This is a genomic window from Umezawaea sp., assembly GCF_036375055.1.
Classification (GTDB): domain Bacteria; phylum Actinomycetota; class Actinomycetes; order Mycobacteriales; family Pseudonocardiaceae; genus Umezawaea.
The window spans coordinates 46,853-67,856 of sequence record NZ_DASUSQ010000173.1 but is presented as its reverse complement, the minus strand read 5'-3'; the positions used below and the strand labels follow the sequence as shown (position 1 = coordinate 67,856).

At 72.2% G+C, this 21,004-nt stretch carries 18 protein-coding genes and 1 pseudogene; 13 read left to right on the top strand and 6 right to left on the bottom strand.

Translation table 11 applies throughout. The annotated features are described in order from the left end of the window. Positions 1–99: 99 nt before the first annotated feature. Both VFZ92_RS40970 and VFZ92_RS40965 read right to left on the bottom strand, forming a co-directional pair. Entirely contained in the window at positions 100–2,598 is a 2,499-nt protein-coding gene (locus VFZ92_RS40970) for an FtsX-like permease family protein (RefSeq protein WP_330883339.1), read from the bottom strand. Beyond that, the gene (locus VFZ92_RS40965; RefSeq protein WP_330883337.1) at positions 2,598–3,356 is read right to left on the bottom strand and encodes an ABC transporter ATP-binding protein; all 759 of its coding nucleotides are present in this window, start codon (positions 3,354–3,356) and stop codon (positions 2,598–2,600) included. Before VFZ92_RS40965 ends, VFZ92_RS40970 begins: the two co-directional genes overlap by 1 nt. 246 nt (positions 3,357–3,602) lie before the next feature. Here VFZ92_RS40965 and VFZ92_RS40960 point away from each other — a divergent pair, with 246 nt between their 5' ends. From VFZ92_RS40960 to VFZ92_RS40925, 8 genes are all read left to right on the top strand, one after another. Continuing rightward, positions 3,603–4,622 carry a LysR family transcriptional regulator gene (locus tag VFZ92_RS40960; RefSeq protein WP_330883335.1) on the top strand — a complete coding sequence of 340 codons (1,020 nt, stop codon included), beginning with the start codon at positions 3,603–3,605 and terminating at the stop codon, positions 4,620–4,622. Between the two features lie 72 nt (positions 4,623–4,694). Next, positions 4,695–5,624: a 3-oxoacyl-[acyl-carrier-protein] synthase III C-terminal domain-containing protein gene (locus tag VFZ92_RS40955; RefSeq protein WP_330883333.1), complete on the top strand. Its 930-nt coding sequence runs from the start codon at positions 4,695–4,697 to the stop codon at positions 5,622–5,624. An 8-nt stretch (positions 5,625–5,632) separates the two neighbouring features. Next, positions 5,633–6,982 carry an ATP-grasp domain-containing protein gene (locus VFZ92_RS40950; RefSeq protein ID WP_330883331.1) on the top strand — a complete coding sequence of 450 codons (1,350 nt, stop codon included), beginning with the start codon at positions 5,633–5,635 and terminating at the stop codon, positions 6,980–6,982. Beyond that, positions 6,979–8,265 (top strand): type III PLP-dependent enzyme, encoded by a 1,287-nt coding sequence (locus VFZ92_RS40945; protein WP_330883329.1) that lies wholly within the window; start codon positions 6,979–6,981, stop codon positions 8,263–8,265. The genes VFZ92_RS40950 and VFZ92_RS40945 overlap by 4 nt, the downstream gene beginning before the upstream one ends. Positions 8,266–8,295: 30 nt before the next feature. Beyond that, positions 8,296–8,580: an acyl carrier protein gene (locus tag VFZ92_RS40940; protein ID WP_330883327.1), complete on the top strand. Its 285-nt coding sequence runs from the start codon at positions 8,296–8,298 to the stop codon at positions 8,578–8,580. Between the two features lie 83 nt (positions 8,581–8,663). Next, positions 8,664–9,434: a hypothetical protein gene (locus tag VFZ92_RS40935; RefSeq protein WP_330883325.1), complete on the top strand. Its 771-nt coding sequence runs from the start codon at positions 8,664–8,666 to the stop codon at positions 9,432–9,434. Continuing rightward, entirely contained in the window at positions 9,431–10,114 is a 684-nt protein-coding gene (locus VFZ92_RS40930; protein WP_330883323.1) for a DUF2786 domain-containing protein, read from the top strand. Before VFZ92_RS40935 ends, VFZ92_RS40930 begins: the two co-directional genes overlap by 4 nt. After that, positions 10,111–11,307 (top strand): acyl-CoA dehydrogenase family protein, encoded by a 1,197-nt coding sequence (locus tag VFZ92_RS40925; protein ID WP_330883321.1) that lies wholly within the window; start codon positions 10,111–10,113, stop codon positions 11,305–11,307. The genes VFZ92_RS40930 and VFZ92_RS40925 overlap by 4 nt, the downstream gene beginning before the upstream one ends. 18 nt (positions 11,308–11,325) lie before the next feature. Here the strand turns inward: VFZ92_RS40925 and VFZ92_RS40920 are convergent, their stop codons facing one another. Then, the gene (locus tag VFZ92_RS40920; RefSeq protein WP_330883319.1) at positions 11,326–12,420 is read right to left on the bottom strand and encodes an ionic transporter y4hA; all 1,095 of its coding nucleotides are present in this window, start codon (positions 12,418–12,420) and stop codon (positions 11,326–11,328) included. Between the two features lie 165 nt (positions 12,421–12,585). Here VFZ92_RS40920 and VFZ92_RS40915 point away from each other — a divergent pair, with 165 nt between their 5' ends. Further along, positions 12,586–13,317 carry an MOSC domain-containing protein gene (locus tag VFZ92_RS40915; protein WP_330883317.1) on the top strand — a complete coding sequence of 244 codons (732 nt, stop codon included), beginning with the start codon at positions 12,586–12,588 and terminating at the stop codon, positions 13,315–13,317. A 10-nt stretch (positions 13,318–13,327) separates the two neighbouring features. On the opposite strand, the gene VFZ92_RS40910 is transcribed toward VFZ92_RS40915, so the two are convergent. Beyond that, entirely contained in the window at positions 13,328–14,377 is a 1,050-nt protein-coding gene (locus tag VFZ92_RS40910; RefSeq protein WP_330883315.1) for a saccharopine dehydrogenase family protein, read from the bottom strand. Between the two features lie 71 nt (positions 14,378–14,448). Between VFZ92_RS40910 and VFZ92_RS40905 the strand changes: the two genes are divergently transcribed. Then, entirely contained in the window at positions 14,449–15,399 is a 951-nt protein-coding gene (locus VFZ92_RS40905) for a helix-turn-helix domain-containing protein (RefSeq protein ID WP_330883313.1), read from the top strand. Between the two features lie 67 nt (positions 15,400–15,466). Here VFZ92_RS40905 and VFZ92_RS40900 read toward each other — a convergent pair. Further along, positions 15,467–16,021, bottom strand: a pseudogene (locus VFZ92_RS40900) (TetR/AcrR family transcriptional regulator); the annotation flags it as partial. A 130-nt stretch (positions 16,022–16,151) separates the two neighbouring features. Here VFZ92_RS40900 and VFZ92_RS40895 point away from each other — a divergent pair. Together VFZ92_RS40895 and VFZ92_RS40890 are read left to right on the top strand one after the other, a co-directional pair. Then, a complete protein-coding gene (locus VFZ92_RS40895; RefSeq protein WP_330883311.1) occupies positions 16,152–17,036 on the top strand; it encodes an alpha/beta hydrolase family protein in 885 nt (294 codons plus the stop codon). Positions 17,037–17,086: 50 nt separating this feature from the next. Further along, the gene (locus tag VFZ92_RS40890) at positions 17,087–17,935 is read left to right on the top strand and encodes an LLM class flavin-dependent oxidoreductase (protein WP_330883309.1); all 849 of its coding nucleotides are present in this window, start codon (positions 17,087–17,089) and stop codon (positions 17,933–17,935) included. Positions 17,936–18,002: 67 nt separating this feature from the next. On the opposite strand, the gene VFZ92_RS40885 is transcribed toward VFZ92_RS40890, so the two are convergent. After that, positions 18,003–19,595, bottom strand: coding sequence for a tryptophan halogenase family protein (locus VFZ92_RS40885; protein ID WP_330883307.1), 1,593 nt, complete (start codon positions 19,593–19,595; stop codon positions 18,003–18,005). Between the two features lie 352 nt (positions 19,596–19,947). Between VFZ92_RS40885 and sbnB the strand changes: the two genes are divergently transcribed. After that, positions 19,948–20,979, top strand: coding sequence for a 2,3-diaminopropionate biosynthesis protein SbnB (gene sbnB / locus VFZ92_RS40880; RefSeq protein ID WP_330883305.1), 1,032 nt, complete (start codon positions 19,948–19,950; stop codon positions 20,977–20,979). Positions 20,980–21,004 lie beyond the last annotated feature (25 nt).

Genomic DNA, 21,004 nt, shown 5'->3' with positions numbered 1-21,004 from the left:
GCCGCCAGTCTGCCCCGGGTGATCGTCGTCGGGGCCGCGACCGCACCATCGGGGCGTACGCCCCCGGCGGAACCGGAGCGGGCTCCGCCGGGGTGGGTGTCAGCCGATGGTCGCGGCGGCCTCCACGGGCGGGGTCCGCAGCACGTACGTCGTGGACAGCACGGTCGACAGCAGCGTCAGCCCGGACGCGCCGCCGATCACCGCGAGGTAGATCCACAGGGGGCCGCTCGGCCACGGCGAGTCGTACACCGCGTAGGCGAACGGGACCAGCGTCATCGCCGACACCAGAGCGCCGAGGAGGATGCCGCCGAGCGAGATCAGCACCGCCTCCACACCGACCATCCGCAGGATCTGCCCGTGCGTGGCGCCGATGAGCCGTTGCAGCGCGAACTCGCGCCGCCGCTCACCGGTCGCGATCACCAGCGTGTTGACCAGCGAGATCACCGTGTAGGCCAGGATCATGCCGACCAGCAGGTAGTTTACCCACGCGCCGGTCTGCTCGCCCCCGCCGCCGCCACCGGAGCTGACCAGCGAGGCCCGGTCGCCGACCCGCAGGTCCTGGTCGGACGAGGTCAGCCCCCGCAACGCGGTGAGCAGGGCGGCCTCCGACGTGCCCTCGGAGGCGCCCACCAGGATCTGCGAGGCCAGACCGGTCGTGGTGTGCTTCGCGACCAGGTCGGCGGGCAGCAGCAGCGTCTCCTCGCCCGACCCCGCGTAGAGGGCGACCAGCCTCGCGTCGACGTTCGCGCCGTCACCCATCCTGAGCTGGACGTTGTCACCGAGCGCGTACCCGAGAGCGCCCGCGCGGTCGGTGGTGAGCGCCACCGTCGAGCCGGTGAGGTCGGCGAACGAGCCGGACGTGGGGCTGATGCCGAGGGTGCCCTGGACGCCCTCGCCGTTCACGCCCAGCGCGGTGGCCGAGTCGTCGTCGTCCTCACCGGACCGGAAGACGGCCGTGCTGTCCACGAGGGCGGACACGGCGCCGACCCCCTCGCGGCCCTCGATCCTCGACACGAGGTCGAGCGGGACGCCGCCGGTCTGCGACGTGACCGCCGCGTCGGCGGTGAGGTCGTCGGCGAAACCGGAGCCGCCGCCCGCCGACGTGGTCTGGAGGTAGATGAGCGCGGTCGCCAGACCGGTCGCGAGCATGACCGGCGTGATCGCGCCCGCGACCCGGACGCGGCGCGCGTCGGAGTTCATCACGGCCAGGTAGCCCGACAGGCCGGTCACCGCGCGCACCGGCCAGCGCAGCACCGCGATGATCACCCTGGTGATGCCGGGGGAGAGCAGCGCGAGGCCGGACGCCCAGAGCATCGCCGTCGGACCGGCGGTGCTGGCGGCCACCGGGCCGGACATCACCAGCGCGGTCACGATCGACAGCGCCGTGCCGCCCGCGAGGCAGATCAGCGCGAACGTGAGCCGCACCCAGCTGAACCACTTGACCTGGAGGCTGGCCTCGGCCAGCGCCTCGGTCGGGCGGGTCAGCGCCGCGCCCCGGCCCGCGACGAACGCGGCGATCGTGGCGCTGAGCAGGGAGATGCCGACACCGGCCGCGACCGGGATGAAGCCCTGGCGGAACGCGATGGCCTCGGACGTGACCCCCGCGGTGGCCAGCTGCTCCAGCAGCCACTCGCCGAGCACCAGGTTGAGCGGGTAGGCCAGCGCCGTCGCGAGCACCGCGACCACGATCGTCTCGCCCAGGATCATCCTCCGCAGCTGGCCCGGCGTGCTGCCGATAGCCCGCAGCAGAGCCATCTCCCGGTGTCGCTGTTGGACGGACAGCCCCAGGGTGCCCGCCACGACGAACATCGCGACCATCACCGCGAGACCGCCGAACACCGCCGACAGCGCGATCAGGTCGTCACCGCCGCCGACCGCCCCGTCGGCCTCGGCGCGCCCCCGGTCGTCGCCCGCCAGCACGGCCAGCTCGCTGTCGCCGATCACGGCCGTGAGCCGCTCCTGGAGGTCGGCGACGGACGTGCCGTCGGACGGCAGGACCGCGATGGCGTCGACCTTGCCGGACTTGCCGTGCAGCCGGGTCGCGTCGGCGTCGGTGAAGAACGCCGCCCGGTTGTCCGACGCGGCCGACGCGACACCGGTCACGCGGAACGCCTGCTTCTTGCCGCCCACGGCCACGTCGAGCGTGCCGCCGACGCCCTGGCCGGTCGCCGCGGCCACGCCCTCGTCCAGCACGACCGTGCCGTCACCGGTGGGCGCCGTGCCCTCCTTGAGGGAGTAGGGCGTCAGTTCCGCCGACGCCCACGCGTGACCGCTGACCTCGCCGCCCGCGACCGGGGCCCCGTCGCGCAGGGGCGACAGCGGGAACGTCACGTCCGGCACGGCCTTCGCCACACCGGGGACGGCCGCGATCCTGGCGGTCAGCGCCGCGTCGACGCGCGCGCGTTCCAGGTAGGACTGGCTGCTGGCCACGACCAGCGGCGTGCCCGCCAACCGCTGCGGCGGCACGGCGTCGCGGATGCCGGTCTCCATCAGACCACCGCACGCCATCACGATGGCGGCGCCGAAGAACAGCGCGATGAACGAGGCGGCGAACCCGCCCTTGCGGAAGCGCAGGGTGCGCAGCGCGAGCCGGAACATCAGTTCACCGTGCCCGCGGGCTCGTCGGCCCAGGCGCCGAGCTGCGTCATGCGCTCGCCGACGGCGTGCGCGGTCGGCGACTGGAGCTCGCCCGCGATCTGGCCGTCCGCCAGGAAGATCACCCGGTCCGCGTGCGAGGCGGCGACCGGGTCGTGCGTCACGATCACCACGGTCTGGCCGACGTCGCGCACCGCCCGGCGCATCAGCGCCAGCACCTCCAGGGCCGTGCGGGTGTCCAGCGCGCCGGTCGGCTCGTCGCCGAAGATGACGGCGGGCTTGGTGATCAGCGCCCGCGCGATGGCGACGCGCTGCTGCTGGCCGCCCGACAGCTCACCGGGCCGGTGGTGCTTGCGGTCGGACAGGCCGACCCGCGCCAGCACCTCGTCCACGTCCGCGCGCTTGGCCTTGCGGCCCGCGAGCCGCAGCGGCAGCTGCACGTTCTCCACGACGTTCAGGGCGGGCAGCAGGTTGAACGACTGGAAGATGAAGCCGATCCGGTCGCGCCGCAGCCGCGTCAGCTCGCGCTCGTTCAGGCCCGTCAGCTCGTGCCCGTCCAGCACCACCGACCCCGACGTCGGCCGGTCGAGGCCCGCCGCGCAGTGCAGGCACGTGCTCTTGCCCGACCCCGACGGACCCATCACGGCCGTGAACGTGCCGCGCCTGATGCCGAGCGACACGCCCGCCAACGCCACCACGCCGTTGCGGTCGTTGCCGTAGACCTTGCGCACGGACTCCAGGCGCACCACGTCGTCGTCCACTGTCCTTCTCCCCACGTCTTCCACTCCGGACACGGGGGGACCTTACGGACGGTGCGCAAGCCGTCGCACTGGTGCAGGCCCCCCGAAAGCATCCCCCGAACGGGTCTTCCCTGGTCGGCGCAGCGATAGGCAGGACTAATCGCTCGGGGACCCGACCTTCGGTTCTCCGACGGAAAGCCGGGTCCGGCGCCGGGAGCTGGGGTAGGTTTGGCCCAGCCGTCCCGTCCCACGTGAACGGTTGGTCGCATGCACCTGGAAATCCGGCACGCACGGGTGGTGATGACGCTCGCCGAGGCGGGCAGCATCTCGAAGGCCGCGGCGAAGCTGTCACTCCCGCAGCCCAGCCTCACCGCCCAGCTCCGGCGCATCGAGAAGGCCGTGGGCGGCGACCTGTTCGTGCGATCGGCCTTCGGCATCACCCCGACGCCGCTGGGCGAGCGGCTCATCCCCATGCTGGCGGACCTGGCCACCCGCGCCGACGCCGTCGTGGCCGAGGCGTCCTCGTTGGCCAGCGGCATCCTCCGCTTCGGCAACGCCGAGTGGACGCCCGTGACCCTGCGCCGCGCGCTCCAGGCCTCGCTGCCGTCGGTGGAGGTCCAGACGGTGACGCTGGACCCCGCGCTGAGCGTCGAGGCGGTGAACCGGGGGGAGCTGACCGCCGCGCTGGTGCCCAGCCCCGAGGCGGTCGACGGCGTCCGCCCGCTGGACCCCTCGCTGGCCAAGGAGATCATCGTCCGCGAGCCCATCTGGCTCGCGCTGCCCCGCGACCACGCGCTCGCCCGCCGGACCACCGTCAGCCGCAGGCACATGGCCGCCCTGAGCTGGGTGCAGCACGTCCAGGGCCACTGGTTCCACCCCGTCGAGGAGCACCTGTTCCGCAAGCTCGACCACCCGACGCCGGAGGTGCTGCACTACGCGGGCGGGCACGCCGAGGCCATGGCGTGGGTGCGCGACGCGGGCGCGGCGGCGCTCGCGACCCCGACCGGGTCCACGGCGGACGTCAACCTCGTGGCCATCACCGAACCGCTGCGCAGCCGCCTGCTGCTGGTGTGGCGGCCGGGCTCGATCCACCCGAACACCCTGCGGCAGCTGATCGACGCGCTGCGCCGGTACTACTGCGACTACGCCAGGACCATCCCGCGGTACTGGAACTGGATGACCGAGCGGCCCACCGACTTCCCGGAGCTGGCGAACTTCCTGCCGCGCCCCGGCCGCTGGTGGCCGCGCGACCCGAACGACGTCGAGGCGCACCCCGCGTCGAGCTGACCCCCGAGCCCCCCGCGAACGCGGTCAGTCCGGTGTCAGCGGGTGGTCAGCACCGGCGGTGACGCTGTGGCCATGACGTCATTGGTGGCAGTGTCGAGTCATCTGCCGGAGACCGTGTCCGTGGCGGACCTGCGGGAGTCGTTGGGGTTGAACGACCAGCAGGTGCGGCGGTTCACCAGGCTGTACGGCCTGGACCGGATCTGCCAGGCGCCGGGGCAGACCGAAGCGGAGCTGATGATCGCGGCGGCCGGGAAGCTGGACGCGCTCATCGGCCAGGAGGAGCGGGTCCGGTACGTCATCCGGGCCAAGGGGATGCGGACCACCGCCCCCTACCCGATCAGCCCGGTGCAGGACGTGCGCGAAGCGCTCGGGCTGACGCACGCCAAGACCTTCGCGGTGGCCGACCACGGCTGCGCGACCGGCCTGCTGGCGCTGGACGTGGCGGGCACGCTGCTGGCCGCCGACGGCGACCCGGACGCGCTGGCGCTGATCCTCGCGGGCGACAAGACGTTCACGCCGTTCACCCAGTGGGTCGAGGACGTGTCGATCATGGGCGAGGGCGTCGCTGCGGTCCTGGTGTCCGCACGGGGCGACCGCGACCACCTGCTCGGCTACGCCACCCGCATCCACGGGCGCGACGACGGCGTGATCGACATGACGCCGGACGTGGCCAAGTACGCGCGCAAGATCTACCAGGACGCCCTCGAAGAGGTGATCCTCGGCGCGCTCGGCGAAGCGGGCCTCACCCTCGCGGACGTCGACCTGGTGCTGCCGCACAACGTGAACCGCGTGTCGTGGACGGTGGCCGCGAAGAACCTGGGCCTGCCGAACGAGAAGTTCTTCCTGGACAACCTGGACAAGACCGGGCACTGCTTCTGCGCGGACCCGTTCATCAACTACCAGACCGTCCGCGAACTGGGCCTGCTCAAGCCGGGCGACAAGTACCTGATGACGTCGGCCGGTCTCGGCCAGACGTTCTCCGCCGCCGTTTTCCAGCACTAGGACGCGACATGGATGACTTCACCACCCGCCTGAAGCGGGCCGTGGTCGGCGAGCCGGACGCGTCGCTGGTGTACCTCGGCAACTTCGAGGTCGAGGAGCAGTGGGCGCGCGGCGAGCACACGCTGCCGCGCGTGTCCGCCGCGAGCGGCAGCGCCGTGGTCAACCACATGGACGAGTTCGCCCTGCTGCTCGCCGGGCCGTCCGACCACGTGGTGCTCAAGGCCGCTCCGGACGCCGACTACCTGGACCACCTGACCGGCCTCGGGATCGTGCTGCCGACGGTGCACGTCGTGGCCGACCAGAACCCGCTGCGCAACGTCACCGAGGACGCGCTGGCCGACCCGGCGCTGGTCGAGGCCCTGAGCGGGCTCGACGCGCACCTCGTCGCGCACGGCGTGTCCGAGGTGGAGGAACGGCTCGCCGCCGCGACCGGGCTGCCGCTCGCGGCCCCGGACGCGGCGACCTGCAAGTCGGTCAACAGCAAGGTCTACAGCCGCCGCGTCGCCGACGAACTCGGCCTGCGGCAGCCCGCGGGCTGGGCGTGCGACACGCTGGAGCAGCTGGAGCGCGCGTTCACCGAGGCGGCCCCGCTGGTCGAGCGCGGCGAGAAGGTCGTGGTGAAGGAGGCTCTCGGCGTGTCCGGCAAGGGCATCGCCGTGCTGGAGAGCCCCCGCCGGATGGACCGGCTGTTCCGGATGATCGCCAAGTCGGTGGAGAAGTCCGGGCAGCCGAGGATCGCGTTCTGCGTGGAGAACTGGGTCGCGAAGAAGACCGACCTGAACTACCAGTTCACCGTGGGCCGCGACGGCGTGACGCACTTCGACTTCGTCAAGGAGCTGTTCACCGAGGGCGGGGTCCACAAGGGACACCGGATGCCCGCGCGGCTGTCCGGCGCGCAGGTGGACGAGCTGGTCGCCACGGCGGGGCTGCTGGGCAAGAAGCTGTCCGCCGACGGGTACTTCGGCGTCGTCGGCGTGGACGCGATGGTCGACCCCGACGACGGGCTCTACCCCGTCATCGAGATCAACGCCCGCAACAACATGTCCACCTACCAGGTCCCCTCGCAGGAGAGGTTCGTCGGCGCCGGGCAGATCGCGCTCGCCCGGCACTACCCGCTGCGGCTGACCGGCGAGCTGGGCTTCGGCACCGTGCGGACGCTGCTCGACGGCCTGGTGCTGGAACGGCGGGGCGGAACGGGCCTGCTGGTCAACAACTTCGCCACCGTCAACGCGGGCGCCCGCGACGACGCGGCGTTCGACGGACGGCTGTACGGGATCGTCGTCGGCTCGTCCGACGACGAGATCGCGGCCGTCGACGCGGAGATCACCACCCGACTGGCGAAGGAGGACCGGCGATGACCGCCGAGTTCGAAGTCCAGGGCATCCCGATCACCGAGCTGGCCGAGGAGTTCGGCACGCCGATGTACCTCTACGACGGCGACGAGCTGTCGTCGCGGGTGCACGGCCTCAAGGCGCACCTGCACCCGAGGTTGGAGTTCTTCTTCTCCCTCAAGTCGAACCCGAACATCGGCGTGTGCGCGGTGCTCCAGGCCGCGGGCGCGCGGGTCGAGGTGTCGTCGATGGCGGAGCTGATCACCGTCCGCCGCTCGGGCGCGGCCCCGGAGAACATCATCTTCCTCGGCCCCGGCAAGAGCGAGCGGGAGATCGAGGCCTGCCTCGACGAGGGCATCTACACGATCATCTGCGAGTCGTTCGGCGAACTCGCCCTGATCGACCGGTTCGCCCGCGAGCGCGGGGTCGTCGCGCCGGTCGCGCTGCGGATCAACCCGAGCTTCGCGGTCAAGGGCTCCGGCCTGACCATGGGCGGGAAGCCGCGCCAGTTCGGCATCGACGAGACGCAGGTCTTCGACAACGCCGACCTCGCGCAGCGGCACCCGAACGTGCGGCTGATGGGCGTGCAGGTCTACATGGGCACGCGCATCCTCAGCGAGGAGGCCATCGCCGAGAACACCGAGCGCATCTTCGACCTGGCCTGCCGGGTGTCCGACGTCCTGGGCTTCCCGCTGGAGATGGTCGACATCGGCGGCGGCCTCGGTGTCGCGTACTTCGACGGCGAGCGGGACCTGGACCTTGAGCTGCTGGCCGCGCGGGTGAACCCGATCATCGCGGAGTTCGCCGACGCCCACCCGGAGACCCGGCTGGTGATGGAACTCGGCCGCTACCTCACGGCCACGTCCGGCACGTACGTCGTGCGGGTGCGGTACGTGAAGGAGTCGATGGGCGAGAAGTTCGCGGTCGCCGACGGCGGCACGAACCACCACATGGCCGCGGTCGGCATCGGCTCCTTCGTGAAGCGCAACTTCCCGATGGCCGTGCTGAACCGGATGGACGAGCCCGCCGTCGAGAGCTGGCACGTCACCGGCCCGCTCTGCACCCCGAACGACACCCTCGGCAAGAAGATCGCGCTGCCGCCGGTGCGGGTCGGCGACCTCGTCGGCGTGCTGCGCTCCGGCGCGTACGGCCCGACCGCGTCCCCGGTGCTGTTCCTCAGCCACGGCTACCCGGCCGAGGTGCTCGTGCAGGACGGCCGGGCCCACCTCGTGCGCGAGCGCGACACCACCGAGGACCTGCTGCGCCACCAGCGCCTCCCGAACCTCACGGCCGTGGCGACGCCGGAATAGACCCGCTTTCCCCGAAAGGACCTGAAGACCATGAGTGACACGGCCGACATCCAGACGACGGCGCCCGAGCGGGCCCGGATCGTCTCCGCCATCACCTCGGTGCTGGCGCAGGTGCTCGACTACGACCTGCCCGAGCTGACCGAGTCGTCGCGCCTGTTCGACGAGCTGGGCCTCGACTCGACCGGCGTCTTCGAGCTGCTGATGCAGCTGGAGGAAGCCCTGGAGGTCGAGTTCGACACCGACAACCTGGAGATGGCGCACTTCGAGACGGTCGCGTCGCTCGCCGACTTCGTCGTGGCAGAGCGGGACGCCTGAGCATGTACCGGACGGCGGCACCCGTTCCCGAGACGACCAGGCGCCCGCGCCTGGTGCGGTCCCCGCTCGGGGTGGCACGGGTCGTGCACAGGAAGTTCGACGGCGGGGACCGCCGGATCGACGACGAGTTCTCCCAGCGCCACTTCGCCGACCTCACCAGGGGCTACGGCGTCACCGCGCGCCCCGAGGTGCTGGTGGCCGGGACGACGTTCACCGCGATGGCCCAGAACCTGGTGGCGGAGCTGGACCTCGGCTCCGACCAGGTCGACCTGGCGCTCGTCGCGCACAGCACCCCGGACCTGGACTGCCGACTGTCCGCGGCGACCTACCTGTCCGAGGAGCTGACCAACGGGCCGCTGGTGTTCGCGCTGTCCGACAGCGGCACCTGCGCGCCGTTCACCGCGCTCGAACTCGCGGGCGACTACGCGCGGCGGCACGGCTACCGGCGCGCGCTCGTGCTGGTGCTCGACCAGTCGACCCTGCCCTACGAGGTCGAGGGCACCGCGCCGCGCGGCAACGCCGGTGTCGCGGTCCTGCTGGAGGACAGGAGGGCCGGTGGGCTGTCGGTCGGGCACGAGGTCGGTGTCCGCCAGGCCGACCTGCCCGCCTCGATCGACGCCGCGCTCGGCTCGCTGCTCGGGCCCGACTCGTCGGCGACGGTCGTCGTCGGCGCGGGCATCGACCCGGACCTGGTGCGGCACAGCGGTCCCGTGCTCGTGGCCGAGACCGGCTACCCGTGCACGGCGGCGTGGTCGCTGCTGGCCGCGCACGGCGTCGACGCCGACCCGGTGGTGCTGATCGACCACGACCCGAGCACCGGCGACCTCGGCTACTGCGTCGTGGGGGGACCGTGACCACGCTCGCGCACGCCGACCGGTGGACGCGCTGCCACCGCGCCGCGCGTGCGGACGGCGTGGCCGCCGCCCTGGCCGAACTCGCCTCGGCGGTGCTGCCCGGCCTGCTGCCGTGCGGCCCCGCCGGGCACGCCGTCGTCCCCGAGGACGTCGCGGCGGGCACCACGCGGATCTGGGCCGACGGCATCACGGTCGACCGGGCCGACTGCGCGGAGACCGCGCTCGGCTCGGTCGACCTGCCCGGCGGACCGGTGCTGCTGCAACGCCACCTGGCACCGGCCGGGGTGAACGGCTTCGCGCCCGCGCAGCGCGCCGCGTGGACGCTCGGCCTGGTGTGGCTGCGGCTCGGCCTGTCCGAGGAGCTGCGGGAGACCGCGATGCGCTACCTCAACGGCAGGCGCACCGGCAACTCCACGCTGCTCCAGCAGCAGATGGTGAAGTCCACGGTCGCGGACGGCCTCATCGAGCACCTGGAGGTCCGCGCGGTGCTGACCGGGATCGGTCCCGGCGAGCTGCCGGACTCCTCGCTCAACCACCTGCACGCCCAGATCACCGAGGCCGACCGCGCGCTGGTGAAGCTGCTCGGCGCGAGCGGCTACCTGGCGGGCGGGCCGGGTCAGGTCGCGCGCGTCTCGGAGCTGCTCGCCGAGGCCTACTGCCGTCCGGAGGAGCGACTGTGACGACGATCCAGCTGGACGACCGGTTGCTCGCGCTGCGCGGCCAGGTCCGCGAGTGGGGGGCCGACTTCCGGGCGCTCGGGTTGGCGCTCGACCGCGACCCCGAGCTGATCCGGGAGCACTTCGACCTGCCCGCCGTGCGGTACCTGTCCACGATGGGCATCCCGCCGGAGTACGGCAACGTGCCGATCCCCATCGCGGGCAACAGGTTCTACGGGACGCTCGCCCTGGAGCGGGCGATCATCATGGAGGAGCTGTCCTGCGCCGACGTGGGGATGCTGGTCGCCTCACCCGGCCCGCTGCTCGCCGGGGTGCTGATCGACCTGCTCGCCGACGAGCAGCAGAAGGACTGGTTCTACGGGCGGATGCTGGAGAGTCCGCTGTGGACGTTCTTCGCGCTCACCGAACCGGACCGGGGTTCCGACGCGGGCGCGCTGAGCACCACGGTCGTGCCCGCCACGGGGGACCGGCCCGCGCTGCTCAGCGGCGAGAAGCGGTACGTCGGCAACGCGGCCCGCGCGCAGCTCGGCGTCGTGTTCGCCCGCACCAGCCCCGGCCCGCTGGGGATCAACGCGGTGCTCGTGGAGAGCCCCAGCCCCGGTTTCCACGCCGAGGCCCTGGAGACCATCGGCCTGCGGGGCGCGCGGATCAGCGCGATCACCATGCGGGACGTGGAGATCGCACCCGAGCGCTTCCTCGGGCGGCACCTCTCCCCGTCGCGGCGGGGGATGTGGGCGTTCGTGCAGACGTTCAACCTGCTGCGGCCCGGTGTCGCCGCCATCGCGCTGGGCATCGCGCGGGCCGCGCACGAGTACGTGATCACCCACCGGAGCGCGCTGCGGCGCGACGAGCGCGACCGCCTCGACCTGCTGGCGCGGCGGATCGACGGCGCGCGCAGGCTCGTGCACCTGGCGGCGGCCGCGGTCGACGCCCGCACCGGCGACGGCTACCTGGCGTCCGCGGCGAAGGTGCGCGCCGCGGAACTGGCCCACGACGCCACGCAGCAGGCGTGCACGTTCTTCGGCGCGGGCGCCAGGCTGGAGCACCCGGTGCTGGACAAGCTGGTCCGCGACGCCCGCGGCATGGAGTTCATCGAGGGCACCTCGAACATGCAGAAGCTGAACCTGTTCCAGGGGTTGTTCACCGGCAAGCTGGACCGCGACGACCCGTTCCGCACGGCGCCGCTGGCGGTGTGACGCGCCTGTTCCTCGCCGTCACGGGCTGACGGCGAGGAACAGGAACGCGGCCAGCAGTCCGAGGTGGACACCACCCTGGAGCAGGGTGGCGCGCCCCGGCACGATCGTCAGCGTCCCGGTCACGACGGTGAGCGCGAGCAGCACCATGTGCGTCGGGCCGAGACCCAGCACCAGCGGGCCGGTGAGCCAGATCGACGCGATGGCGATGGCCGGGATCGTCAGGCCGATGCTCGCCATCGCCGAACCCAGCGAGAGGTTGATGCTGGTCTGCACCCGGCCGCGGCGAGCCGCGCGCACGGCGGCGAGGGTTTCCGGGGCCAGCACCAGCAGCGCGATGACCACACCGACGACGGCGAGCGGGAACCCGGCCGCCTCCACACCCGCCTCGATCGCGGGCGAGACGGCCTTGGCGTTGCCCACGACCGCCACCAGCGACACCAGCAGCAGCCCGAGGCTGATCACCGCCGCCTTCGCGGTCGGCGGCTCCGCGTGCTCCTCCAGCACCACACCGTTCTCGTCGAGCGGGAGGAAGTAGTCGCGGTGCCGCACGGTCTGCATCGCGACGAACAGCGCGTAGAGGCCCAGCGACGCGACGGCCGCGAACGCGAGCTGCGCCGGCGAGAACTCCGGGCCGGGCTTGGTCGTGGTGAACGTCGGCAGCACCAGGCTCAGCGTCGTGATCGTGGTGACGGTGGCGAACATGCCGCCCGTGCCCTCCGGGTTGAACGTCGCCACCCGGTGCCTCAGCGCGCCCACGAGCAGCGAGACACCCATGATCCCGTTGATGGTGATCATGACTGCGGCGAACACCGTGTCGCGGGCCAGCGTCTCGCTGCCGGGTTTGCCGTCGGCCATGAGCGTGACGATCAGCGCGACCTCGATCACCGTCACCGCGACCGCGAGCACCAGCGACCCGAACGGTTCACCGACCCGGTGGGCGACCACCTCGGCGTGGTGCACCGCGGCCAGCACGGCTCCCGCCAGCAGCACGGCCACGAGCACGACCGCCAGGACCGGCAGCTCACGCCCCCAGGTCAGGGCGAGCGCCGCGACGGCGACGACGGGAACGGCGGTGGTCCAGTGCCGGGCGGTGGTGCGGGTCGGGTTCGCCATACTTCCTCACGTGCTCGGGGACGGTCCCTCCCAGCATTCCTGTTCCACCGCTGTTTCGCACCCCGACGAATCGTCCAACCAGCGGTTTCGCCGTTCCGGTGTGGTGAAACCGACCCCCGTCGGGTGATCCGGTTTGGCACGGGGGACGGCGGGCTAGCCTGGCCCATGTCGTTCCCGACACCCGCGGGCCGGGTGGACCTGCTGCTCGTCGCGCCCAGCAGGACCGAGTTCAGCACGTTCCCGGTGACCGCCGCCGAGTTCGACCTGGAGGCCAACAAGATCGTCGGCAGCGTCCGCAACGCGGGCCGGGTGGTCGCCGCCGACGTGCGGTGCCGGGCCTACCGCCGGGGCACGACGGTGCTCAACCGGCAGTCGGTGTCGCTCATCAGCGACACCGACCTCGACCACATCGCGGCCGGGCTCGGCCTGGACGAGCGGGCGTGCCTGGACGGTCTGCGCGCGCTGGGCGCGGCCCACGTGGACACCGACGGGGTGGACGTCGCGGCCCACGCGGCGCTGCTGGACGGGCTGGCCGACGGCGAGGCGGGCAGGCTGTTCCTGGCGCAGTGCCTCGGGGTCAACGTCGTCGTCGGCGGGTTCGCCGGGGAGGGTGCCATCCCCGACTTCGGCGCGCTGCCCGCGGGTGTCGACTTCGGCCCGTACGACCGGGTGCGGCGCCGGTTCACCGACGCCGCCGTCGTGGTCACCCGCGTGAACGAGCCGTGCGCGCGGCCCGCCGCCCTGGTCGAGAAGTACTACCCGCGGCCCATCGGCAGGCTGGGCAAGCGGTTCGTCCGGGTGGCGGCCGGCAGGCGCGGGTACGTCGGCATGGTCGCCAGGGGCGGGTCGATGGCCGTGGGGCAGTCGCTCGGCTTCGTGCCCTTCGGCGCCCGCTAGCGCCGCCCGGTCAGCTCGGGTCCAGGTCGACCTCCAGGTGCTCGGGGCTCAGCGAGAGCAGGAAGTCCCGCGCGTCGAACGCCTCGCCCGCCGCGAGGACCCCGGTCCTGCCCGGCGCGTCGAGCAGCCGCACGGCCGCCTCCACGACCAGCGGAGCGGTGACCGCGTAGATGTCCTGCCCGCGCGCCACCGCGCGCCTCGTCGAGCCCTCCCGCGACACCACGGCCTCGACGAGGAACGTCTGCGCGGAGCGGCCCCGGTCGTCGACGGCGGTCGGGGGCCTCGGATCGGCCGAGCGCAGGTCGTCCACGGCCGCGGCCGACAGGTACGTGCGCACCTCGGGGACCGCGAGGTGGCTGGGGATCGTGGCGCTGTCGGCCGTGGTGGACTCGGCGACCACGGACAGCGTCCCGACCGGGTCGGGGAAGGTCCACTCCGCGAGCGGTGCGGGACCGGTGCGCCTCCGGAACCGGTCGCCGGTGTAGACGATCCGGTCGCCGCCCCGGCGTCGCGCGGAGACCCGGCCGGTCGCCCTCGTGCCGGGGGTCGGGCGCCAGCAGCTCAGCGCGTAGGCGAGCGAGACCCGGTCCGCGGCGGGCCAGTCGCGCAGCGCGGCGGTGGCGAGCAGGTCGCCGAGACCGCCGAAGAACGCCATCGCCGGGACCACCGCGACACCCGCGTCGCGGGCGGGGGAGTCGTACCGGGCGATCACGTCCGCGACGGACTCGACCTCCGCGGTCACGTCCAGGTACGGCACGCGGGCGCGCAGGGCGGCGTCGAGCACGGGCGCGGCGGTGCCCGCGAAGGGCCCCGCGCAGTTGACCACGGCGTCCGCGCCCGCCAGGACGCGGTCGAGCGCCGCGGGGTGGTCCAGCGCCGCGGGTCGGACGACCGATCCGGGGAAGGCCCTGCCCAGGTCGTGCAGCCGGTCGGCGTCCCGGCCGGAGAGGATCGGGACCAGCCCGCGCCCGCTCAGCTCCGCGACGACGAACCGGCCGGTGTGCCCGTACGCGCCGATGACGGCGACGGTCCTGGTGGGTGTGGTGCTCCGCTCGGTCACGGTGATCAGCGTGGTCAGCGGGCCGGGCGGCCACAACCGTCCGCGGAGCCACGACCCGTACAGTTTCGGACATGCACTCGGTCGCCCTGGCGGTCACCGACGGGACACCGCTGTTCGAGCTGGCCGCGGCCTGCGAGGTGTTCGGCGTCGACCGCGACCTCGTCTCCCCGTGGTACGGGTTCACGGTCTGCGGGTCGGGCGGCGCCGAGGTCGGCGGCTGGCTGACGGCGGGCGTCCGGCACGGCCTGGACGTGCTCGCGACCGCGGACACCGTCGTCGTCCCGTCCCTCCGCGCGGCCGAGGACACCCCGCTGCCCGAACTGGTCGACGCCGTCCGGGCGGCCCACGACGCGGGCGCCCGCGTCGTCTCGCTGTGCACGGGGGCGTTCGTCCTCGCGGCGGCGGGCCTGCTGGACGGGCGGCGCGCCACGACGCACTGGGAGCACACGGCGCTGCTGGCGGAGCGGTACCCGCGGGTCCGGGTCGACCCGGACGTCCTCTACGTCGACGAGGGCTCGGTCCTGACCTCGGCGGGCAAGGCCGCCGGGATGGACCTGTGCCTGCACCTCGTGCGCACCGACCACGGCGCGGCCGTCGCCAACGCGCTGGCCCGCTGCCTCGTCGTGCCGCCGCACCGGCCCGGCGGGCAGGCGCAGTACGTGCCCGCGCCGGTGTCGCACGGCCGGGGCCACGCCCTCGCCGACCTGCTGCCGTGGATCACCGCCCGGCTCGACCAGCCGCTGACCGTCCGGGACCTGGCCCGCCAGGCGGGCATGAGCTCCCGCAACCTCGCGCGGCACTTCACCGCCGTCACCGGCTCCAGCCCGCTGCGGTGGCTGCTGGTCCAGCGGGCGCACCGCGCCCAGGAACTGCTGGAGACCACCGACGCCACGGTGGAGCTGATCGCGTCGCGGACCGGCATGGGGACGGCCACGACGCTGCGGCGGCACTTCGCCCGCCTGTTCGGGGTCTCGCCCGAGGCCTACCGCCGCACCTTCCGCGGCGGCGGCCTCCCGCGCTGACGGCTCTGCCGCGGTGACCGCCGCCCCCGCCGAGCCGTGCGGACCGCGGCCACCGCTGGTGCAGGAGCAGGCCGGTGAGCAGGAGGTCGACCAGGTGGCGGGCGTCGTGGCCGACGCCGACGCCGAGGTCGCCCACGCCGACCCCCAGTTCGAGGGCCGTGACGTCGGGGCGGACCTCGCCCGCACCGACGGCGGCGCAGCAGTGCGGCGCAGACGGGTTCCAGGCGGTCGAGGAAGTGGGCGTGCAGGGCCGCGAACGCGGTGTCGTCGGACCGCAGCGCCTCGGCGAGCCGTGCTCGGTGACGAGGAGGTCGACGAAGAGGTCGATCCAGCGCACCAGGGCGGCGTGCGGTGAGCCGACCGCCGCGAGCAGCGCCGGACCCGCCTCGGCGCAGGCGTCGACCTGGTGCCGGTGGACGCCGATGACGAGGTCGGCGCGCGTCGGGAAGTGCCGGTAGACCGTGGCGACGCCGACGTGCGCCCCGGCCGCGACGTCGCGCACCGGAGCGTCCACACCGGACGTGAGGAACGCCGCGGCGGCGGCTTCCAGGAGGGCCTGTTCGCGGCACCGGGCGTCGGCGCGCTTCCTGGGCACCGACGACCCCGGCTCGCTGCCGGCCACCGCGCTGTTGCCCCCGTCACCCTCCTTGATAACCGGAACACGGTTCCGTATGTTCGTAGTGGAACACGGCTCCGTTTAGCCAGGATGGCGGAACGGGACGTCCGTGACCACCACCTCCGAGGAGATCCCCATGACCCACCCCGTCCACTCGGTGCGCCCGGTGGTGCTGCCCACCCCCGGCCGCGGCGACGACCTGCTGGTGCGGGTGTCCGCCCCGACCACCGGCGACGCCCTGCCCGTCATCGTCTTCTCGCACGGGTTCGGCAGTTCGCTGGACGGCTACGCCCCGCTGGTCGACCACTGGGCCGCCCGCGGCTTCGTGGTGCTCCAGCCCACCCACCTCGACTCGCGGAGGCTGGGCCTCACGCCCGACGACCCCCGCTACCCGGAGATCTGGCGCATCCGGGTCGAGGACCTGAGCACGGTCGTCGACCGGCTGGCCGTCCTCGAAGCCGCCCTGCCGGGCCTCGCGGGCCGCGTCGACCACGGCCGGCTCGCCGTCGCGGGCCACTCCTGGGGCGCCCAGACCGCGAGCGTGCTGCTCGGCGCGCGGGTCCTCGACGCCGACGGTCACCCCGGCGAGGACGCGACCGACCCGCGCGTCAAGGCGGGCGTGCTGCTCGCCGTGCCCGGCGCGGGCGGTGCCGACCTGACGCCGTTCGCGGTCGAGAACCTGCCCTTCATGAACCCCGGCTTCGCGGAGATGGCCACGCCCGCCCTCGTCGTCGCGGGGGACCGGGACCAGTCGGCGCTGTCGGTCAGGGGACCGGACTGGTTCACCGACGCCTACGCGCTGAGCCCCGGACCCAAGAGCCTGCTCACCGTGCACGGCGCGGAGCACTCGCTGGGCGGGATCTCCGGGTACGACGCCGCGGAGACGACGGACGAGAGCCCCGAGCGGGTCGCCCTCGTCCAGCGCGCCACCACGGACTTCCTCCGCCACGCGCTGCGCGTCGGGGACACCGCGTGGCCCGGCGCGAGCGCGGAACCCCTGGGCCGCCTCGAATCCAAGTGACGCGCGCCCCGGAGCACCGGGAAGGACCACGCGTGCCGAGCTTCGGCATCATGACGGCCCCTGTGCGGGTCGACTACCACGACGTCCTGCGGGTCTGGCGGGAAGCCGACGCCATCCCCGAGATCGAGCACGCGTGGCTGTTCGACCACCTCATGCCGATCGGCGGCAGCCCGCTCGGGCCCGCCTACGAGGGCTGGACCCCGCTCGCGGCGCTCGCCGCCCAGACCCGGCGGCTGCGGGTCGGGTTGTTGGTGACCAGCAACAGGTTCCGGCCACCGGCGGTGCTGGCCAAGATCGCCGCGACGGTCGACGTCGTGTCCGGTGGGCGGCTGGACCTCGGCATCGGCGCGGGGTCGCGGCCCGACCACCCGCTGGCCCGGCGCGAGTACGAGGCGCACGGCCTGCCGCTCCACGACTTCGCCCACTCGGTGGAGAGCCTCGCCGAGGCGTGCACCGTGATCCGGCGGCTGTGGACGGAGACCGAGCCGTTCGACTTCGACGGCGCGCACGTCCAGCTCTCCGGCGCGTTCGGCAACCGCAAGCCGGTGCAGCGCCCCCACCCGCCGATCCTGATCGGCGGGCGCTCGTCCAGGACGCTGCGCGTGGTCGCCGAGCACGCCGACGTGCGGAACATCGCGGGCGGCGACATCGACGACGTCGTGCGCCGGAGTGCCCTGCTGGACCGCTGCTGCGCCGAGATCGGCCGCGACCCCGCGTCGATCACCCGCTCGATCCACCTGCCCGTCTCCTGCGAGCGGCCGGGGGACACGCGCGCCGCGATCGGCGACGCGGTCGCCGCGGGCTTCGGGCACGTCGTCCTCGGCCTGTCGTCGCCCTGCCCCGCGACCGCGGCGCGGTGGGTCGCCGACGAACTCGTCGTCCCGTCGGCGGTGCCCTGACGGGTGGCGGACGCGCGGGAACGCCGGAACGGGTCGGGGGCCCGTTCCGGCGTCCTGGTCGCCCGGACTACTTGCCGTGCAACTGCTTCAGGTAGTCGTAGGTCGTCGGCAGCGTCTTGAGCAGCTCGGCCTGCTTGCGCTTGATGTCCGCGAACACGTGCTCCGCGGAGTCGAGCATGGACGGGTGGTGCGTCAGCTTCGTCAGCGTCTGCTGCGGGTCGAAGCCGAGACCGGTGAACACGCAGTAGTAGCTCGCGTTCGTCCAGAAGTTGCGGAACTCCGCGTCGAAGTTCGCGTAGTAGGTGTTCTCGTCGGTGACCGGCATGTTGATCGCCAGCCCCGCCTTGTACATCCGGATCTTCTCCTTGATGTCGTCCGCGAGCACCAGGTCCTTGCAGGCGCGCCAGAACTCGGTGTCGTTGCGCGCGGCCAGGCTGAAGTGCGCCTGGAGGAAGTCGCGCGAGTCGTCGAACATCGTGTTGATCTCGGTGTTGAACCGGTCGGCGAAGATCGGGTCGAAGTTCTTGTCCGGGAAGTGCTTCGCCAGCTGGTAGAGCGCGGCGGTGATGAAGTAGATGCCGGTGGACTCCAGCGGCTCCAGGAAGCACGACGACAGGCCGATCGCGGCCACGTTGCGGACCCAGGTGCGGCGGTTGCGGCCGACGCGGAACTTGATGTGGTTGAGCTTCTGCTCGCTGGGGTCGAGGCCCCACATCTCGCAGAACTCCTGCGTCGCCGCGTCCTGCGTGGTGAACCGGCTGGAGTAGACGTGGCCGGTGCCGAAGCGGCCCAGCATCGGGATCTTCCACGTCCAGCCGTTGGTCATGGCGATCGAGCCGGTGAACGGCTCCACGCCGTTCTTCTCGTCGTCGTGCGGGACCTGCGTCGCGACCGCGCGGTCGTTGAGCAGGTGGTCGCTCATGTCCAGGAACGGCTCGCGCATCACGCCGTTGATCAGCAGCGCGCGGAAGCCCGAGCAGTCGACGAAGAAGTCGCCCTCGATCTTGCGGCCGCCCTTGGTGTTCAGCGCGGTCACGTGGCCGCGGGTGTCCACGTCGGCGTCGATGAACTCGTCCTGGATGTGGATCGCGCCCTGCTTGTTGGTCGCGAAGCGGCGCAGGAAGTCGGCCACCAGCGCGGCGTCGAAGTGCCACGCGTAGTTCGTCCACTTGGTGCCGTCGGAGTGGCGCGGCGCCAGCTTCGCGTCCAGGATCGGGGGCTCGCGGTAGCAGGCGTAGTCGAACGCCTCGGTGGTCTGGCCGGTGAGGCGCTTGTGCGACCAGTACGCCGACAGCGGCTCGTTCTCGTGGTTCGGCAGCAGGCCGAACAGGTGGTAGTAGTGGTCGGTCGTGTCGCGGTAGGGCCGGGGGTTGGCGTCACCCCTGCCGCCGGTGCGCCAGTTGGTGAACTTGATGCCCATCTTGAAGCTGGCGTTGCACTCCCGCATCCACTCCTCCTCGGAGAGGCCGAGGAAGTCGAAGAACACCTTGTGCAGGTTCGGGACGGTCGCCTCGCCGACACCGATCCGGGGGACCGTCGGCGCCTCCAGCACGGTGATCTTCACCGCGGGGCCCAGGGCCCGGCCGAGGTACGACGCGGTCATCCAGCCCGCCGTGCCGCCGCCCAGGACGACGACGTTCTTGATCCTGCGATCTTCCATCGAAGACGATCCTTTCTGTCTCAACACGACAAAAGTCGCGGAATTAGAATTGTTGATGGGGGCGCGACGGTGCTTCCAAGAATTGCGCGCTCGGCTTGAGGAAGACCATATGCACGGCTCGGTGACCCTGTCAATGTTCCGTCCGTGTTGCGGGCAGTTGGCCGATGCGGTTCTATACATCTTCTCTGGAAGTTTCTATATATTTTCTCCAGAAGCCGACTTGAGTGCCCATAGCCGCAGGTGAAGGGCTCCGTCAGTCCTGCGTCAGTGCCTCGTCAGCCCTGGTCGACATCCTATTGACCAGGTCGCCTCGGCATCCTGCCGTGGTTAGCGCAGAGGAGCGTGGGTACACATGTCGGATTCGAGTCCGACCTTCACGGTGATTTCCGGCGCACAGGTTCACGAGGTTTTGCGGGATCGTGACAAGCACCTCTTGGATTTGGTCGAGGCGGCCTACCGGCTGCACGGTTCGGGCGACACCGTGAACCCGCCCTCGTATTTCCTCCGGTTCCCGGAGGACCCCTCGTCGCGGATCATCGCGCTGCCCGCCTCGATCGGCGGCGACATCGGCGTGCACGGGGTCAAGTGGATCTCCAGCTTCCCGGCGAACGTCCAGCGCGGCATCCCGCGCGCGTCGGCCGTGCTGATCCTCAACGACCAGGAGACCGGCTACCCGATCGCCTGCCTGGAGAGCTCCATCATCAGCGCGGTCCGCACGGCCGCCTCGGCCGCGCTCGCCGCCGACTGGCTGACCCGCGACCGCGTCCGGCCCGCGAAGGTCGGCTTCATCGGCACCGGGCTGATCGCCCGCTACATCCACACCTACCTCACCGGCACCGGCTGGTCGTTCGACGAGGTCGGCATCTTCGACCTCAGCGCCGAGCACGCCGCCGGGTTCCAGGGGTACGTCGAGTCCACCGGTGACGGCGCCGTGGTCGTCCACGAGTCGGCCGAGGACCTGATCAAGGCCTGCGACCTCGTCGTGTTCGCCACGGTCGCGGGCGAGCCGCACATCACCGACCCGACGTGGTTCGAGCACAACCCCCTGGTGCTGCACGTGTCGCTGCGCGACCTGTCGCCCGAGGTGGTGCTGTCCGGCACCAACGTGGTCGACGACGTCGAGCACTGCCTCAAGGCCAACACGTCGGTGCACCTGGCCGAGCAGGCCGAGGGCAACCGCGAGTTCCTGTCCGGCACGTTGTTCGACGTGATGACCGGGGCGGTCGAGCTGCCCGCGGACAAGCCGGTGTTCTTCTCGCCGTTCGGCCTCGGCGTGCTGGACCTGGCCGTCGGCAAGTTCGTCTACGACGAGGTCGGTCGCGCGGGTGACCTGGCTCCCGTGGAGGACTTCTTCTTTGACCTCAATCGCTACGGGAAGCGATGAGTCGCTGCTGGTCGATCTCGTAGGA

Excerpts from the sequence above, each read along its gene's own strand:
- VFZ92_RS40970 (WP_330883339.1), bottom strand. The coding sequence starts at position 2,598 with ATGTTCCGGCTCGCGCTGCGCACCCTGCGCTTCCGCAAGGGCGGGTTC.
- VFZ92_RS40960 (WP_330883335.1), top strand. The coding sequence starts at position 3,603 with ATGCACCTGGAAATCCGGCACGCACGGGTGGTGATGACGCTCGCCGAG.
- VFZ92_RS40955 (WP_330883333.1), top strand. The coding sequence starts at position 4,695 with ATGACGTCATTGGTGGCAGTGTCGAGTCATCTGCCGGAGACCGTGTCC.
- VFZ92_RS40950 (WP_330883331.1), top strand. The coding sequence starts at position 5,633 with ATGGATGACTTCACCACCCGCCTGAAGCGGGCCGTGGTCGGCGAGCCG.
- VFZ92_RS40945 (WP_330883329.1), top strand. The coding sequence starts at position 6,979 with ATGACCGCCGAGTTCGAAGTCCAGGGCATCCCGATCACCGAGCTGGCC.
- VFZ92_RS40940 (WP_330883327.1), top strand. The coding sequence starts at position 8,296 with ATGAGTGACACGGCCGACATCCAGACGACGGCGCCCGAGCGGGCCCGG.
- VFZ92_RS40920 (WP_330883319.1), bottom strand. The coding sequence starts at position 12,420 with ATGGCGAACCCGACCCGCACCACCGCCCGGCACTGGACCACCGCCGTT.
- VFZ92_RS40915 (WP_330883317.1), top strand. The coding sequence starts at position 12,586 with ATGTCGTTCCCGACACCCGCGGGCCGGGTGGACCTGCTGCTCGTCGCG.
- VFZ92_RS40905 (WP_330883313.1), top strand. The coding sequence starts at position 14,449 with ATGCACTCGGTCGCCCTGGCGGTCACCGACGGGACACCGCTGTTCGAG.
- VFZ92_RS40895 (WP_330883311.1), top strand. The coding sequence starts at position 16,152 with ATGACCCACCCCGTCCACTCGGTGCGCCCGGTGGTGCTGCCCACCCCC.
- VFZ92_RS40890 (WP_330883309.1), top strand. The coding sequence starts at position 17,087 with ATGACGGCCCCTGTGCGGGTCGACTACCACGACGTCCTGCGGGTCTGG.
- VFZ92_RS40885 (WP_330883307.1), bottom strand. The coding sequence starts at position 19,595 with ATGGAAGATCGCAGGATCAAGAACGTCGTCGTCCTGGGCGGCGGCACG.
- sbnB (WP_330883305.1), top strand. The coding sequence starts at position 19,948 with ATGTCGGATTCGAGTCCGACCTTCACGGTGATTTCCGGCGCACAGGTT.